The organism is Streptomyces sp. NPDC079141, assembly GCF_040686775.1.
GTDB lineage: Bacteria > Actinomycetota > Actinomycetes > Streptomycetales > Streptomycetaceae > Streptomyces.
Map to the genome: position 1 here is coordinate 303,598 of NZ_JBFBLP010000004.1, position 14,891 is coordinate 318,488.

Annotated in this window: 14 protein-coding genes and 1 riboswitch; of the genes, 6 read left to right on the top strand and 8 right to left on the bottom strand. The window is 69.2% G+C overall.

What is annotated here, in order from left to right:
• Positions 1-94: 94 nt before the first annotated feature.
• The 4 genes from AB0Q90_RS15525 to AB0Q90_RS15540 all read right to left on the bottom strand — a co-directional run bounded on the left by AB0Q90_RS15525 (position 95) and on the right by AB0Q90_RS15540 (position 3,241).
• Positions 95-1,000: a LysR family transcriptional regulator gene (locus tag AB0Q90_RS15525; protein ID WP_363163461.1), complete on the bottom strand. Its 906-nt coding sequence runs from the start codon at positions 998-1,000 to the stop codon at positions 95-97.
• A 229-nt stretch (positions 1,001-1,229) separates the two neighbouring features.
• A complete protein-coding gene (locus AB0Q90_RS15530; protein WP_363163460.1) occupies positions 1,230-2,369 on the bottom strand; it encodes a cystathionine gamma-lyase in 1,140 nt (379 codons plus the stop codon).
• Positions 2,366-2,857, bottom strand: a complete 492-nt coding sequence (locus tag AB0Q90_RS15535) for a low molecular weight protein-tyrosine-phosphatase (protein ID WP_363163459.1) — start codon at positions 2,855-2,857, stop codon at positions 2,366-2,368. Before AB0Q90_RS15535 ends, AB0Q90_RS15530 begins: the two co-directional genes overlap by 4 nt.
• Positions 2,858-2,863: 6 nt before the next feature.
• Positions 2,864-3,241 (bottom strand): phage holin family protein, encoded by a 378-nt coding sequence (locus tag AB0Q90_RS15540; RefSeq protein ID WP_363163458.1) that lies wholly within the window; start codon positions 3,239-3,241, stop codon positions 2,864-2,866.
• 59 nt (positions 3,242-3,300) lie between these two features.
• Here AB0Q90_RS15540 and AB0Q90_RS15545 point away from each other — a divergent pair, with 59 nt between their 5' ends.
• From AB0Q90_RS15545 to AB0Q90_RS15560, 4 genes are all read left to right on the top strand, one after another.
• Entirely contained in the window at positions 3,301-3,618 is a 318-nt protein-coding gene (locus tag AB0Q90_RS15545) for a cupin domain-containing protein (protein WP_363163457.1), read from the top strand.
• A gap of 178 nt (positions 3,619-3,796) precedes the next feature.
• A complete protein-coding gene (locus AB0Q90_RS15550; RefSeq protein ID WP_363163456.1) occupies positions 3,797-4,009 on the top strand; it encodes a DUF5326 family protein in 213 nt (70 codons plus the stop codon).
• Positions 4,010-4,390: 381 nt separating this feature from the next.
• Positions 4,391-5,125: an IclR family transcriptional regulator C-terminal domain-containing protein gene (locus tag AB0Q90_RS15555; RefSeq protein WP_363163477.1), complete on the top strand. Its 735-nt coding sequence runs from the start codon at positions 4,391-4,393 to the stop codon at positions 5,123-5,125.
• A 100-nt stretch (positions 5,126-5,225) separates the two neighbouring features.
• A complete protein-coding gene (locus AB0Q90_RS15560) occupies positions 5,226-5,663 on the top strand; it encodes an SsgA family sporulation/cell division regulator (RefSeq protein WP_363163455.1) in 438 nt (145 codons plus the stop codon).
• A 153-nt stretch (positions 5,664-5,816) separates the two neighbouring features.
• Here AB0Q90_RS15560 and AB0Q90_RS15565 read toward each other — a convergent pair whose 3' ends face one another.
• Positions 5,817-7,388, bottom strand: a complete 1,572-nt coding sequence (locus tag AB0Q90_RS15565; protein ID WP_363163454.1) for a YibE/F family protein — start codon at positions 7,386-7,388, stop codon at positions 5,817-5,819.
• Between the two features lie 71 nt (positions 7,389-7,459).
• A riboswitch (TPP riboswitch) is annotated at positions 7,460-7,649 on the top strand.
• Between AB0Q90_RS15565 and thiC the strand changes: the two genes are divergently transcribed.
• Both thiC and AB0Q90_RS15575 read left to right on the top strand, forming a co-directional pair.
• The gene (thiC, locus tag AB0Q90_RS15570; RefSeq protein ID WP_363163453.1) at positions 7,642-9,429 is read left to right on the top strand and encodes a phosphomethylpyrimidine synthase ThiC; all 1,788 of its coding nucleotides are present in this window, start codon (positions 7,642-7,644) and stop codon (positions 9,427-9,429) included. It overlaps the preceding riboswitch by 8 nt.
• 93 nt (positions 9,430-9,522) lie before the next feature.
• Complete coding sequence (locus tag AB0Q90_RS15575) at positions 9,523-10,956, top strand: VWA domain-containing protein (protein ID WP_363163452.1); 1,434 nt, start codon at positions 9,523-9,525, stop codon at positions 10,954-10,956.
• Positions 10,957-11,022: 66 nt separating this feature from the next.
• Here the strand turns inward: AB0Q90_RS15575 and AB0Q90_RS15580 are convergent, their stop codons facing one another.
• From AB0Q90_RS15580 to AB0Q90_RS15590, 3 genes are all read right to left on the bottom strand, one after another.
• Positions 11,023-11,895 (bottom strand): hypothetical protein, encoded by an 873-nt coding sequence (locus tag AB0Q90_RS15580; RefSeq protein WP_363163451.1) that lies wholly within the window; start codon positions 11,893-11,895, stop codon positions 11,023-11,025.
• A gap of 193 nt (positions 11,896-12,088) precedes the next feature.
• Positions 12,089-13,159, bottom strand: coding sequence for a metallophosphoesterase family protein (locus tag AB0Q90_RS15585; protein ID WP_363163450.1), 1,071 nt, complete (start codon positions 13,157-13,159; stop codon positions 12,089-12,091).
• Positions 13,160-13,360: 201 nt separating this feature from the next.
• A complete protein-coding gene (locus AB0Q90_RS15590; protein ID WP_363163449.1) occupies positions 13,361-14,473 on the bottom strand; it encodes a LacI family DNA-binding transcriptional regulator in 1,113 nt (370 codons plus the stop codon).
• Positions 14,474-14,891 lie beyond the last annotated feature (418 nt).

Consider the following 14,891-nt stretch of genomic DNA (forward strand, 5'->3'; position numbering starts at 1 on the left):
CCTTGTTCCACGTGAAACATAGCGAGACGTCACGGGGTGAGTTCAGGGGGTGAAACCTCGCCGTCCGCGCGCCCGTGGACCGTCGGCTGCGGGTTCAGCACCAGTCGGTGGCCGCCCGCAGCAGCCACTCATGAGCCCGCGCAATGTGCGGCATCGCCAGCGTGCCCGTACGGACCACCAGGAAGTACGTCCGCAGCGGCGGTACGGCCGGCTCGTGCAGGGCGACGACGTCACCGCGTTCCAGGGCCGGCGCGCACAGATATCTGGGCAGGACCGCGATCCCCGCGCCCGTGATCGCACAGGCGAGGACCGCTCGCAGGTCGGGGACGATGACGGTGCCCGGACCGGACGGCCGGGAGTCGAAGACGGAGGCCCAGTAGCGGGAGACGAAGGGCAGCGACTCGTGCACCTCGATCACCGGCAGGTCCTCCAGCTCGGACGCCGACTTGATGTGCGGCGTGCCGGAGCCGATCCACTCGGCCCAGCGCGGGGCGGCGAGCAGGACGTGCTCTTCGTCGCAGAGCGGAGTCGCGGTCAGCAGAGCACCCCGTGGACGGGCCGTACTGATGGCCAGATCATGATGTCCGGCGGCCAGCCCCTCCAGGGCCTCCTCGGCGTTTCCGAAGGAGGCGCGCAGCGCGAAGCCCTGGCCGTCGTCGCCGGTCAGCTCCGTGAGCGCGGGAAGGGCCCGTTCGGCGGTGAACTCGGGAGGTCCGGCGAGATGCAGTGTCCGTAAGGAGGACTCGTCGTCGAGGCCCGTCTCGGCTATCTCCACCAGGGCGTCGAGATGAGGCGCGGCCTTGTGGGCGAGTTCGTCGCCGATGGTTGTCGGCGTCACTCCACGCGCCTGCCGCAGAAACAGGGGCCGGCCCAGTTGCCGTTCCAAGGTGCGAATCTGCGAGGTCACGGCCGGCTGGGACAGCCCGAGCAGTGCGGCGGCGCGAGTGAAGGAGCCGGCCCGGTGCACGGTCACGAAGGTGCGCAACAAGGCCAGATCCATGTCACGCCCTCCCCTTCCCTGCGCTTCCCTCAGCCCCCCGGCCGCGCCCAACTATAAATAAGTCGATAGGTCTCTGTCGCTACTGTGATTGGACACTGACACAGAGTCAACTAGCCTTGTTCGCGCGGTTCTTCGCGCGCGGAACCGAGGGCGGTCCGAGCCACGAGGGGGGAGGCTCGGACCGTCCGTTGTACGTAGCCGAGTACCAGCCGACGCGTGCGTCCGGCGGTCAGTGTGCCGACTCCTCCAGCGCACGCAGCACATCGGCCACCAGGTCCTCGGGGTCCTCCGCGCCGACCGAGAGCCGAATGAACCCCTCCGGCACCGCGTCTCCGCCCCAGCGCCCGCGCCGCTCCGCCGTGGAGCGCACCCCGCCGAAGCTGGTCGCGTCGTCCACGAGCTGCAGGGCGTCGAGGAAACGCTCGGCACGCGCGCGCGTGGGCAGCGTGAACGAAACCACGCACCCATAGCGCCGCATCTGCGCGGAGGCGACCTTGTGCGAGGGGTCGGTCATCAGCCCCGGATAGCGCACCCCGAGCTCCTCGGGCCAGGCGCGCAGCGCCTCGGCGACGGCCAGCGCCGTGGCGCTCTGCCGGTCCACGCGCAGCTGGAGCGTGGCGATGGAGCGATGCGCCAGCCACGCCTCCATGGGGCCGGGAATCGCCCCGACGATCTTCCGCCAGCGGCGCACCGCCGCCATCGCCTCGGCGTCGCCTCCGGTGACGTATCCCAGCAGGATGTCGCCGTGCCCGGTGAGCTGCTTGGTGCCACTCGCCACGGAGAAGTCTGCGCCGAGTTCCAGCGGACGCTGCCCGAGGGGCGTGGCGAGCGTGTTGTCGACGGCGACGAGGGCGCCACGCGCGTGTGCGGCCTCGGCCAGCCGCCGGATGTCGCAGACGTCGAGGCCGGGGTTGGACGGGGTCTCGATCCACAGCAGCCGCGCGCCGTCGAGGACGTCGAGCTGGGCGTCGCCGCCGGTCGGCGCGGTGCGCACCTCGATGCCGTACGCCTCCAGCTGGGCGCGCACCAGGGGCAGCGCCTGGTAGCCGTCGCTGGGCAGGACGACGGCGTCCCCGGCCCGCAGCTGCGAGAAGAGCACCGCGGAGACGGCGGCCATGCCCGAGGCGAACACCAGCGTTTCCACCCCGTCCTCGCCCGGCGCCTCCAGCTCGCCGATGGCCCGCTCCAGATGGGTCCAGGTCGGGTTCTCGTCACGGCCGTAGGTGTACGGGCCGGTGGGGTCGCCGGGCAGATGGAAGTGGGCGGCGAACACGGGGCCGGGGAGGGTCGGCTCGTGCTTGACCGGCTCGGGCAGCCCGGCCCGTACCGCGCGCGTGCCCTCGCCCTTCTGCCCACCGGTATGGCTCATGCCGCCCGCCCCTCCATGTCCTTGCGCACCGCGGCGAGCAGGCCGGTGCTCGCCGCCTCCACCATCTCAAGGCACGTCTCGAAGCCGTCCCGGCCGCCGTAGTACGGGTCGGGCACGTCGAGGTCGTCGCCCGCGGTGGGGTCGTACGAACGCAGCAGCCGCACCTTGGCCGCGTCCTGTTCGGTGGGCGCGAGGCGGCGCAGGGCCTTGAGGTGGCCCTCGTCGAGCGCGACGACCAGGTCGAGGCGGGCGAACCAGGAGGCCTGGAACTGGCGGGCGGAGTGGCCGCTGTCGTAGCCGTGCTCCTGGAGGACGGAGACGGTGCGCGGGTCGGCGCCGTCGCCCTCGTGCCAGCCGCCCGTGCCGGCGCTGTCGACCTCGACCAGGCCGTCGAGCCCGGCCTCCGCCACACGCGCGCGGAAGACGGACTCGGCCATCGGCGAACGGCAGATGTTGCCGGTGCACACGAAGCAGACGCGGTACGTCATCGGCGCTCAGTCCCCGTCGGGCAGGACGACGTTGAGCGCCCAGGACACGATCGAGATGATCAGGCCACCGAGGACGGCCGTCCAGAAGCCGTCGACGTGGAAGCTCAGGTCGAACTTGTCGGCCAGCCAGGAGGTCAGCAGCAGCATCAGCGCGTTGACGACCAGCGTGAACAGGCCCAGCGTCAGGATGAGCAGAGGCAGGCTGAGGAGCTTCACGATCGGCTTGACCAGGAAGTTCACCAGGCCGAAGATCAGCGCGACGAGCAGGAGGGTGCCGATCTTCTTGCCCGTGCTGTCACCGGTCAGGGTGATCTTGTCGAGCAGCCATACGGCGACCGCCAGGGCGCCCGCGTTGGCGATCGTCTTGACTACGAAATTCTTCATGTGTCTGATCGTGGCAGACGAGATCGGCTAGGACACGGGCGCGAGGGCGGACAAGAACGATGAAGGCATTCCGGCTGGACGAACTGGAGGCGGAGCGCGCCGCCAACGAGGGCGCCTACCTGCAGTTCCTGCGCGAGCGGAACATGTCGGTCGGTCTGTACGCGCTCAACGCCGGTGAGCATGATCCACAGAAGCCGCACAACCAGGACGAGGTCTACTTCGTTGTGAGCGGCCGTGCCCACATCACCGTCGGCACGGAGACCACGCAGGTGGCGCGCGGCAGCGTGGTGTACGTGCCGGCCGGGGCCGCCCACAGGTTCCACCACATCAGCGAGGACCTGCGGGTGCTGGTGATGTTCTCTCCGCCCGAGAGCTGACCTGCTGCCCCGGGATTCCCTAGGGGATCGATCAGGGGAGGACAAGGGGCGCGAGGCCCCCGCCGACGCATGCCACGGCTCTAGCATCGAGTGCAGGACTTGAGAGATGGGCCCGCCGACCGCGGCCCGTCCGATCGGACCCGGCACTGCGACGGGCGGAGAGGTAAGGACGAGGGCGATGCGTGAGATCTTCGCGGGAATGCCGTGGTGGGTGAAGTGGATCGCGGTGCCTGTCATCGCCCTGGTGGTGTTCGGCGGGCTGATAGCCAGCGTCGTCGGCTTCGTCATCGGGCTGCTGTTCAAGGTGCTGGTCTTCGTGGCCCTGGTCGGTGGACTCATCTACGTCGTACGGAAGTTCACGTCGAGCTCCACCTCGCGCAGCGACTGGTGAGGGGCGCGCGGGCAACCGGCGAGCGGTAACGGGAATCGCCGGTTCCCTCGGGCGAGGGAAGTTTCCCGGACAGGTCGTCTGCAAGCGGTGGCGGACGAATAGAGTCCGGAAACCGACGCGGGGACGACCCCGCGAGTGGCGTACACCCTCTCCCGTGTTCCCCGCACGGGCTACCCCCTCGCGCTTCGGGAGTGACCCTTGACCACGGTTGACACCGCACCCTCCGCAACCCGCATCCGCCCCCTGGTGCAGCCCGCACCCCCCAAGCGGGCGCGACCCACGGCGCCGCCGCCCAGCCCGGTCCGGTCACCGAACGCCGACCCCCCTCCGAACCCGGTACGGCGCACCGAATCCGGCCGGTCCCCTGCCTCCGCGACCCTCATCGGATCCGTCCAGCGCGCGATGCGTCTGCTGGAGTCCGTCGCCGGGCACGAACACGGTGCACCGGCCAAGCAGTTGGCCCGGGAGACCGGCCTGGCGCTCCCCACCGCCTACCACTTGCTGCGCACCCTGGTGCACGAGGGCTATCTGCGGCGCGACAAGGGCCTGTTCTTCCTCGGCGAGGCGGCCGAGCGGCTGAGCAGCAGCGGAGCACAGCAGAAACGTCGCAGCACGGTCGTTGACGCGCTCGCACACTGGCGTGACGCGATCGGCGTGCCCGTCTACTACGCGATGTACAACGACGGCGAGATCGAGGTCGTGTGCGTCTCCGACACCCCGGGCAATCCGGCAGTGGAGGAGTGGGCCGACTTCCGCGAGACCGGGCACGCGCACGCCATCGGGCAGTGCCTGCTGGCTCAGTTGGACGAGGACGCGCGCCGTGACCACCTCGACCGCTACCCCGTGCAGCCCATCACCCCGTACACGGTGCCGGACAGTCACACACTGCTGCGCCGTCTGGAACGGATGCGGCGGATGGAACCGGTGATCGAGCGTCAGGAGTACGCGCTGGGCACGGTGTGCGCGGCCATCCCGATCACGGTCGGTACCACCGCGGCCACCATGGCCATCTCTCTCCCCTCCCACCAGGAGGACCGGCTGCTGGCGGCGGCACGGCAGTTGCAGAGCGAGGTCGGGCGACTGCTGGGGTCACTCGCGATCTCTATCAGTATCTGAAAACTCACTCCTTGTGATCTGTTGTGTACGTTCAGCAAGATGCCATCAGTGTCGGGACGATCATTTCCTGGCTCTTCTACGGCAGATGACGGGGTAGGCGATGCGTGAGTCCGTACAGGCAGAGGTCATGATGAGCTTTCTCGTGTCCGAGGAGCTCTCCTTCCGCATTCCGGTGGAGCTGCGCTATGAGACCACTGATCCCTATGCCGTGCGCCTGACCTTCCACCTGCCCGGAGATGCCCCCGTGACCTGGGCGTTCGGGCGCGAGCTGCTGATCGACGGGGTGGGCCGGCCGTGCGGGGAGGGCGACGTCCATGTCGCACCGGCCGACCCCGAGTCGCTGGGCGATGTCCTGATCCGGCTTCAGGTCGGCGGCGATCAGGCGCTGTTCCGCTCCTCGTCGGCGCCGCTCGTGGCCTTCCTCGACCGCACCGACAAGCTGGTGCCGTTGGGCCAGGAGGGTGCTCTGTCCGACTTCGACGCCAGCCTCGACGAGGCGCTGGACCGGATTCTGGCGGAGGAACAGAGCGCGGGGTGAAGCGTTACGGCGGCGCCGGGGCGGTGGTGGTGGCGTAACGCTTCACCGCGTGCTGTGGGTGGTGAAGGAACGCTTCTGCCGTGGTGTGCTGGGTGAGGTCTCTGGCTGGTGCGTACCGAACCGAACCCGGGCGGCGGGGAACGTCGCCGTGGATCACCGCTTGCGTCGGCGTCCCCGCCCGCCGCGGGCCGGGGCCGACGGTGCACCGGCCGTCGCGGCCGCGGTCTCCCGCTCCGGGCGGTCGGCCGCGACCATCAGCGCGGCGAGGGCCGTGGTGACCGGAACCGACGCGACCAGGCCGATCGAACCGACCAGCGTGCGCACGATCTCCTCCGCCACCAGCTCGCTGTTGGCGACCGTCCCCACGCTGCTCTGCGCGATCGAGAAGAGCAGCAGCAGCGGCAGCGCGGCGCCCGCATAGGCGAGGACGAGCGTGTTGACGACGGAGGCGATGTGGTCGCGGCCGATCCGGATGCCGGCGCGGTACAGCCCGCGCCAGCCCATGGTCGGATTGGCCGCGTGCAGCTCCCAGACCGCCGAGGTCTGCGTGACCGTCACGTCGTCGAGGACACCGAGCGAGCCGATGATGATGCCGGCCAGCAGCAGACCGCTCATGTCGATGTCCGGATAGAGCCCGTGGATCAGCCCGGTGTTGTCGTCCGTGTTGCCCGTCAGCGCGGCCCAGTCGATGAACACCGAGCCCAGGATGCCGATCAGCAGCAGCGAGATCAGCGTGCCCAGCACCGCCACGGACGTACGGGCCGACAGGCCGTGACACATGTAGAGGGCGATCAGCATGATGGCGCTCGACCCGATCACCGCCACGACCAGCGGGTTCGAACCCTGGAGGATCGCGGGCAGGATGAAGAGGGTCAGCACCATGAAGCTGATGGCGAGGGCGATCAGCGCCATGACACCGCGCAGACGGCCCACCACCACGACGGCGAGCGCGAAGATGCCGGCGAGCACCGCCATCGGGATCCGGCGGTTCACATCGGTGACGGAGTACTGAAGGTCCTTGGGCGCGGAGGGCTCGTAGGCCACCACGACCTTCTCGCCCTCGTGCAACTGGCGTGACTGGTCGGGCTGCACGATCTCGGTGAACGTACGGCCCTCGTCGTCGCCCGTGTCGACGCGGATCGTCGCCTTCTTGCACGTGCCGTCCGCCTGTTGCTGGGCGGAGGAGCCCTCGGCGGTGGACGTGTCGCCGGTCGGCGGGACACCCGAGGCGTTCACCGACGAACAGCTCACGTCCTCGACCTTGGTGACCGTTGCCTGCTCGGTCTGCCGGTCGAAGCCGACCCCGGTGCGCTCGTGCGGCGGCGCACCGCCCGGCCACAGCACCACCAGCCCGACGACGACCGCCGCGGCGAACGGGATCAGGATCGCCGCGATGACCTTGCGCAGGTGCTTGGAGACCGGGGCGGCCGGGCCGTGGGCGTGGCTGTGGGAATGGCCGTGTCCATTGCCGTGTCCATTGCCGTGTCCGTCACCGCCACCGGGGGAACCGGGTCCGTGATCGTGCCCGCCACCGGGACCGCCGCCACCGGGACCGCCGCCACCGCTGGGGCCGCCACCACTGGGGCCGCCACCGTGCCCACGGCCACCATGCCCACCACCGAAGCCATGGCCGCCGGGACCGCCAAGCCCGCCGGGGCCGCCTCCGGAGCCGGGGCCGCGGGGCGGCTCGGGCGGTGGGAACGGGGGTTCATGCGTCGTGGTCACCGACCGATCATCGCAAGAACGGCAGGGGCCCTCTGTTCACCGCGCCCGAATTGACGCTAGCGTGGGGGCACCTTTGTACACGCGGGAGCTCGGAGCACCGGGCTGAGAGGGCGCTGACCTCCGTCCCAGCGATGTTTCACATGAAACGTCACCGGAATCGAGTGATGTTTCACACGGAACATCGGCAGACGGATACAGCTGCGTCGACCGCCGAACCTGTTACCGGGTAATGCCGGCGTAGGGAGTAGGTCTTATGACCATCAAGGACGCACGCACGCCTGCCTCCGTCCAGGACGACAAGTCCCAGGAGGCCGGGAAGTCCATCGGCTGGCACAAGGCGTACGTCGAGGGTTCGCGCCCCGACCTGCGCGTGCCGGTCCGCCAGGTGCACCTCACGAACGGGCAGTCGGTCACCCTGTACGACACATCGGGCCCGTACACCGATCCACTCGCCGATACCGACGTCCGCCGGGGCCTGGCCCCGCTGCGGGAGAACTGGATCATCGCCCGCGGCGACACCGAGGAGTACGCGGGCCGCCCCGCCCGCCCCGAGGACGACGGGATCAAGCACACCTCGCCGCGCGGCGGCAACCTGCGCAACCTCGACGCGGTGTTCCCGGGCCGCCCCCGCCTGCCGCGCCGCAGCCGGGACGGTCAGGCGGTGACCCAGCTCGCGTACGCCCGCCGCGGCGAGATCACGCCCGAGATGGAGTACGTCGCCATCCGGGAGAACGTTTCTCCGGAGGTCGTCCGCGAGGAGATCGCGGCGGGCCGGGCCGTGCTCCCCGCCAACGTCAACCACCCGGAGATCGAGCCGATGATCATCGGCAAGCGATTCCTGGTGAAGGTCAACGCCAACATCGGCAACTCCGCGGTGACGTCCTCCATCGAGGAGGAGGTCGAGAAGATGACCTGGGCGACCCGCTGGGGTGCCGACACGGTCATGGACCTGTCCACCGGTCGCAACATCCACACCACCCGCGAGTGGGTGCTGCGCAACTCCCCCGTCCCCATTGGCACGGTGCCGCTCTACCAGGCCCTCGAAAAGGTCGACGGCAAGGCCGAGGAACTGACCTGGGAGATCTACAAGGACACGGTCATCGAGCAGGCCGAGCAAGGCGTGGACTACATGACGGTCCACGCGGGCGTCCGCCTGCCGTACGTGCCGCTGACCGCCAACCGCAAGACCGGCATCGTCTCGCGCGGCGGCTCGATCATGGCGGCGTGGTGCCTCGCGCACCACAAGGAGAGCTTCCTGTACGAGAACTTCGAGGAACTCTGCGAGATCCTCGCCGCCTACGACGTCACGTACTCCCTCGGCGACGGCCTGAGGCCCGGTTCGATCGCAGACGCCAACGACGAGGCGCAGTTCGCGGAATTGAGGACGCTCGGGGAACTCAACCGGATCGCGAAGCGTTTCAATGTTCAGACCATGATCGAGGGCCCGGGACACGTCCCGATGCACAAGATCAAGGAGAACATCGACCTTCAGCAGGAGATCTGTGATGAAGCTCCGTTCTATACGCTCGGCCCGCTGACGACGGACGTCGCGCCGGCGTACGACCACATCACTTCCGGCATCGGTGCCGCGATGATCGCCTGGTGGGGCACGGCCATGCTCTGCTACGTCACGCCCAAGGAACACCTGGGCCTGCCCAACCGTGACGACGTCAAGACCGGCGTCATCACCTACAAGATCGCCGCCCATGCAGCCGACCTCGCCAAGGGGCACCCCGGTGCACAGGAGTGGGACGACGCGCTGTCCGACGCCCGTTTCGAGTTCCGCTGGGAGGACCAGTTCAACCTGGCCCTCGACCCGGACACGGCACGGGAGTTCCACGACGAGACCCTGCCGGCCGAGCCGGCCAAGACCGCCCACTTCTGCTCGATGTGCGGGCCGAAGTTCTGCTCGATGAAGATCTCGCAGGACATCCGCCGCCAGCACGGCGGTACACAGGGGGAGATCGAGGAGGGCATGGCCCAGAAGTCGAAGGAGTTCGCGGCCGCGGGCAACCGTGTGTACCTGCCGATCGCGGACTGAGGACGCCGGGCGTGGGTGAGATGGTGGCCATGTGTCGGCCGGCCTTCGGGTTCCGGCCTTCCGGGACACCATCTCGCTCGGCACACTGATCCCATGACAGCACTGAGCAAGGGCGCCAATCTTCCTGTCGACTCCCCGGCGGTGCGCGTGGAGCTCTCCTGGTCCGACGGGCCGGGCGTGCCCGACGTGGATGCCTCGGCGCTGCTGCTCACGGCGGCCGGACGCGTGCGTGACGACGGTGACTTCGTCTTCTACAACCAGCCGCACCATGCGTCGAATGCCGTCACCCACCTGGGGAAGCAGCGTGCCGGGGGCACCACGACCGACACCGTCGCGGTGGAACTCGGTTCGTTGGAGCCGGCCGTCGAGCGGATCGCGCTGTGCGCGTCGGCCGATGGAGGGACGTTCGGGCAAGTGCCCGGGCTGATGCTGAAACTGGTCGACGAGCAGACCCGGGCCGAGCTTGCGCATTTCGTCATGGAGGCGGGTACGGAGACCGCCTTCATCGGCGGAGAGCTGTATCTACGACAGGGGAAGTGGAAGTTCCGGGCGGTCGGACAGGGATACGCGTCCGGACTCGCGGGCCTGGCCACCGACTTCGGCATCACGGTCGACGAGGAGGAGGAACAGGCTGGGACGACCCCCGTATCGTCAACCCCGCCCGCGCCATCGGTACCGCCCGCGCCGACCACCTCGGCCGCACCCACCGCACCAGCCACATCCCCCACACCCACCGCACCCACCACACCCCCAGGCTCCCCCCGCCTCACCAAGGGCGAGGAGCGTCTCCCCGTGGACATGCGCAAGCGGCTGGACCTGCGTAAGCAGCAGGTGGCGGTCAGTCTGACCAAGCACGGCGCGGCCGGTGTCACTGCTCGCGTCATCCTGGTCCTGGACGCCTCGGGGTCCATGTCCTTCCTGTACTCCGGTGGGGTCGTCGCCGACGTGGTGGAGCGGATGGCCGCCGTGGCCGCGCAGTTGGACGACGACGGTGAGATGCAGGCCTGGACGTTCGCCTCGAACCCGGCCCGGCTGCCCGACCTCCGTCTCGGGGAGCTGCCCGAGTGGCTGCGGCTGCACGTCCGGTGCGGCGAGATGAGCCTCTTCGGCGCCAAGAAGAGGAAGAAGGGGCTGGAGGACAGCCAGATCGACATGCGGACCGTCGGCATCCAGAACGAGGAACAGAAGGTGATCGCCGAAGTACGAAACTACGTCCGGGCGAACCCCGTCCCGGTCCCGACCCTGGTGCTGTTCTTCTCCGACGGCGGGGTCTACCGCAACGCCCAGATCGAGAAGGAACTCAGGGAGGCGGTGGAGGAGCCGGTCTTCTGGCAGTTCGTGGGGCTCGGCAAGTCCAACTACGGCGTGCTGGAGCGGTTCGACACCCTGCCCGGCCGCCGCGTCGACAACGTCGGGTTCTTCGCGGTGGACGACATCAGCACGGTTCCCGACCCGGAGCTGTACGACCGGCTCCTGTCCGAGTTCCCGAGCTGGACCGTCGCCGCAGGGCGCGCGGGCATCCTCTGACCGAGGGCGCCCCGGGAGTCCGGATGTTCGGCTTGCGCTCCCCGGCATGGGGGCGCAAGCCGAGGGTTACTCCGGCTGGTGTTCCGGGCCCCCGAAGTCCGGGCTGGTGTAGTCCGGGCTGGTGAAGCTCGGGCGCGGGCCCGCCGAGGAGCCGTCGTCGGGGCTGCTGAACCCCGGGCGGTCGTACCCGAGGCTCGGGATACGGCTGGTCGGCGCCGTGGGAGCCGTACGGTGCAGGGCGGCTGCGGTGCCGGGGTCGGCGAGCGCGTCCCGCAGGAACGGCAGGATGCCGCGCTCCAGCAGGGCTTCGCGCCAGGCTTCCCTGGCCCGGGCCACCTCGCTGCCCAGCTCGCCGTAGGGACCGGTGTCGAGTGCCGGCCTGTTGCGCAGGGCGGTGAGCAGCAGCCCGACGGCGGCGACGAGGATCGCTGCCGCCGTCACGGCACCGAACACCCATCCGGTGGTGAGCATGGTCTGGGCGAACGCCGGCTCGGGTTCGAGCATCTTCAGGATGTAACCCACGAGCAGGAAGATCGCCGCGGCGATACCGGCGAGGACGGGGGTGAGGACGGCCGCGACGGCGACGATGCCCGCGCCGGCGGTCTCGGCGGTGGCCTCTCCCATGGTGGCGGCGAGCCCCATCGTGCCCGCGCCCGACTCCGGGGAGCCGGTCTCGCGCACGGACGACGGGGTGGACGGCGCCGGTTGGCGCAGTTCCTCGCGGACCTTCACGTAGTGCTGGTACTCGGTCGCCGCGGCCGCCGTGATGAGTGCGGTGGCGTTGAGCGCCATGGTGCGCAGCTGTTCGGCATTGAGGCGCTGACCGACAGCGGCCAGTTCCGGGCGGTGTGGTGCGGAGCGCAGCGCCTCATCGAGGATCCGCTCGTATTCCTGGCGGTCCTCACTGTGCAGGTGCTGCGGAACGCTGTTCATGTGCATCCCCCGATGCTCCGTAGGGCTTGGGGCTCGCACGCTGACGAGCCGTCGGGCAGAAACGGAGGGGAGCCTGCTACGGATAAGCCGATGGTAGAGCGGTGACGGCACACGGTGACAGGGGGTTTCCAGAAATTGGCCCCTGGCCTGCGTCGTCCTGCTTCACTCCACCACAGGGGGACGTCTGCCCTGTGAACGTTCAGATATCCAGGGGAAGTTGCTGGACCAGCAGCTTTCCGGCCATGGTCACTCCGCCGTCCATGGCGATGGCCAGCCCGTCCGCGTAGATGTGCGGTCCTTCGACCACCGGCCCGCCGTTGTCCTCGCCGTCCTCGGAGCCGACCTCACCCAGCAAGTAGGGAATCGGGCTGTGACCGTGAACGATGCGGGTGCCGCCGTACGTATCGAGCAGGGAGCGCACATGGTCGGCGCCACCCTCGTCGCGGAAGGAGAAGCGCTTGGTGAACTTGCGGAACAGGTCCCACACCTCGTCCGCGTCGTTACGGGTGAGCGTCTCGCGGACGGTGTCGTTGACCTCTTCGATGGAGCGGCCGTAGTCGAGGTAGGCGGTGGTGTCGGAGTGGACGAGCAGATGCCCGTCGACCTCCTCCATGGCGTCGAGGCGGGCCATCCACTGCAGGTGATGGTCCTGGAGGCGGTCCATGTCGGACTTCTGGCCGCCGTTGAGCAGCCAGGCCGCCTGGAAGGTGGCGGTGCCCGCGCCGGAGTTGACGGGGGTGTCGCCGAACCGCTTGGCGCCGATCAGTAGCAGTTCGTGGTTGCCCATCAGGGCCTTGCAGTAGCCGCCGGCGGCCGCGGCCTCGGCGGACAGCCGCATCACGAGCTCGATGACGCCGATGCCGTCCGGGCCGCGGTCGGTGAAGTCGCCGAGGAACCACAGCCGGGCGGTGCCCGCGCTCCACTGGCCCGCGGAGTCGATGAGGCCCTGCTCCTGGAGAGCGGCCATCAGCTCGTCGAGATAGCCGTGGACGTCTCCGACGACGTACAGCGGGCCCGCGCCGCCCGCGGCCTGAGGCATGGCCGCGGGGTCGACGTTCACCTGAACCGTGTCACCGCGGTTGATGACGGGCAGGTCGCGCTGGGTGGGTGTGTACCCCTCCGGGTAGGTCTCGTCGACGGGCGGGGCGACGTCACCGGGGTGCGTGCTGTGGACGTACGGACCGGTCTCGTGGACGTACGCGGGTACCCGGAAGTCGCGCAACGTCGCCGTCCGCTCCACCTCGGGTCCCTGACCGGCCCCCTGAGTCATCAGACCCCTCCACCATCGCGCCGCAGCTGCACCGCTTCGGACTGCCTGGTCGCAGCGGCCCGCGGTGTCGTGGGCCCATCATAGGAATGCCGATCGCGCCATGTGATGACCCAGGGGTGGTGAATCGGAGCAAGGCTCCAGTTCACCGCGGCTTTCGCCCCGATTGGGCAGGGCTTCTACCGCCTGCCTTCCGGCCTCGTTCTACTGCTCCTCGGGCGACCGTGGTGGGCTGACGGTCGTGCGCGGCGGACGTCGCTGGGACGAGGTACGCACGATCAGCTCGGTCGGTATCACCTGCTCGACCGGTTGGTCCGAATCGACCCCCTCGATGGCGTCGATGAGGAGCTGGACCACGGCCGTCCCGATGCGACGCGGCTTCAGGGAGAGCGTGGTGATGGGGGGCTCGGTGCTGGCGTACACGGTGGACTCGCTGCAGCAGACCAGAAGCAGGTCCTCCGGTACGCGCAGCCCGTAGCGGCGCGCGGCGGCGAGCAGATCGGTGCCGTTGGGGTCGAACAGTCCGTAGACGGCGTCGGGGCGGTCGGGGCGGGCCAGCAGCCGGTCGGCGGCGACGGCGCCGGCGCACGGATCGTGCGCCGGGTAGGCCTCGTACACGGGATCCTGGCCGACGCGTTCGCACCAGCGCAGGTAGGCCGTGGTGGACAGATGGGTGTACGTGTCGGTCGTCGTCCCGGTCAGCAGACCGATGCGGCGGGCGCCGGCGTCGGCCAGGTGGTCGAGGATGCCGAGTACGGCGGCCTCGTGGTCGTTGTCGACCCAGGCCGTGACCGGCAGCGACCCGACCGGGCGGCCGTCGGAGACCACCGGCAGGCCCTGTCGGACCAGTTCGCTGACGACCGGGTCCTGGTCGGAGGGATCGATGACGACGGTGCCGTCGAGGGCGACGTTCGACCACACGTCGTGGCGGGAGGTGGCGGGCAGGATGACGAGGGCGTAGCCGCGGGCGAGCGCGGCCGAGGTGGCGGCGCGCGCCATCTCGGCGAAGTACGCGAACTCGGTGAAGGTGAAAGGTTCATCCCCGTACGTCGTCACGGTCAGGCCGATGAGGCCCGATTTGCCGGTACGGAGGGTTCGGGCCGCTGCCGATGGGCGATAGCCCAGTCGGTCGGCGACTTCACGGACGTGGCGTCGGGTGGCGTCGGGGAGCCGGCCCTTGCCGTTGAGGGCGTCGGAGACGGTCGTGATGGAGACTCCGGCGGCGGCGGCAACGTCTCTGATGCCTGCCCGGCCCGGCCGGTTGCCCCGGCGGGCGGTCTCCGCGCGGCTCACCTGGTGCTTCCCTGCTGCTGTCATGGCGAGCCGATAGTAGGGCTCATGCGGTGGGGTAGTGCGGACGCATATGCAGCTGTTGACAGGCACGTTTCTGCAAGGTCACATGCCGTCAAGATCCTTTGATTGCAAGGGAGTTGAGCGCTCCCATGGCAATACGTGACTTGTCGGCGCGTGCACACCTGCCAAGTGCTCGATGTTTCGAAGAGGTCTCAACTCACCTTCACGAGGGATGCGCGCCACGGCGTGAGCCACCGGCGCATAGATATATGTGTGACGCGCCCCCCGATTCGTACGGCTTCGCGCGCTGATGCCCGTGATGCCGGTGTGACGGATGAGGTCTGGCCGTGTGACGTACGCGGACCGTCCGCACCTGTACGCAGGCGGGCCGAATCCTCATAAGGTGAGAAGCATTGGAAGCCGGTGGTGTCGATGGGCCGCC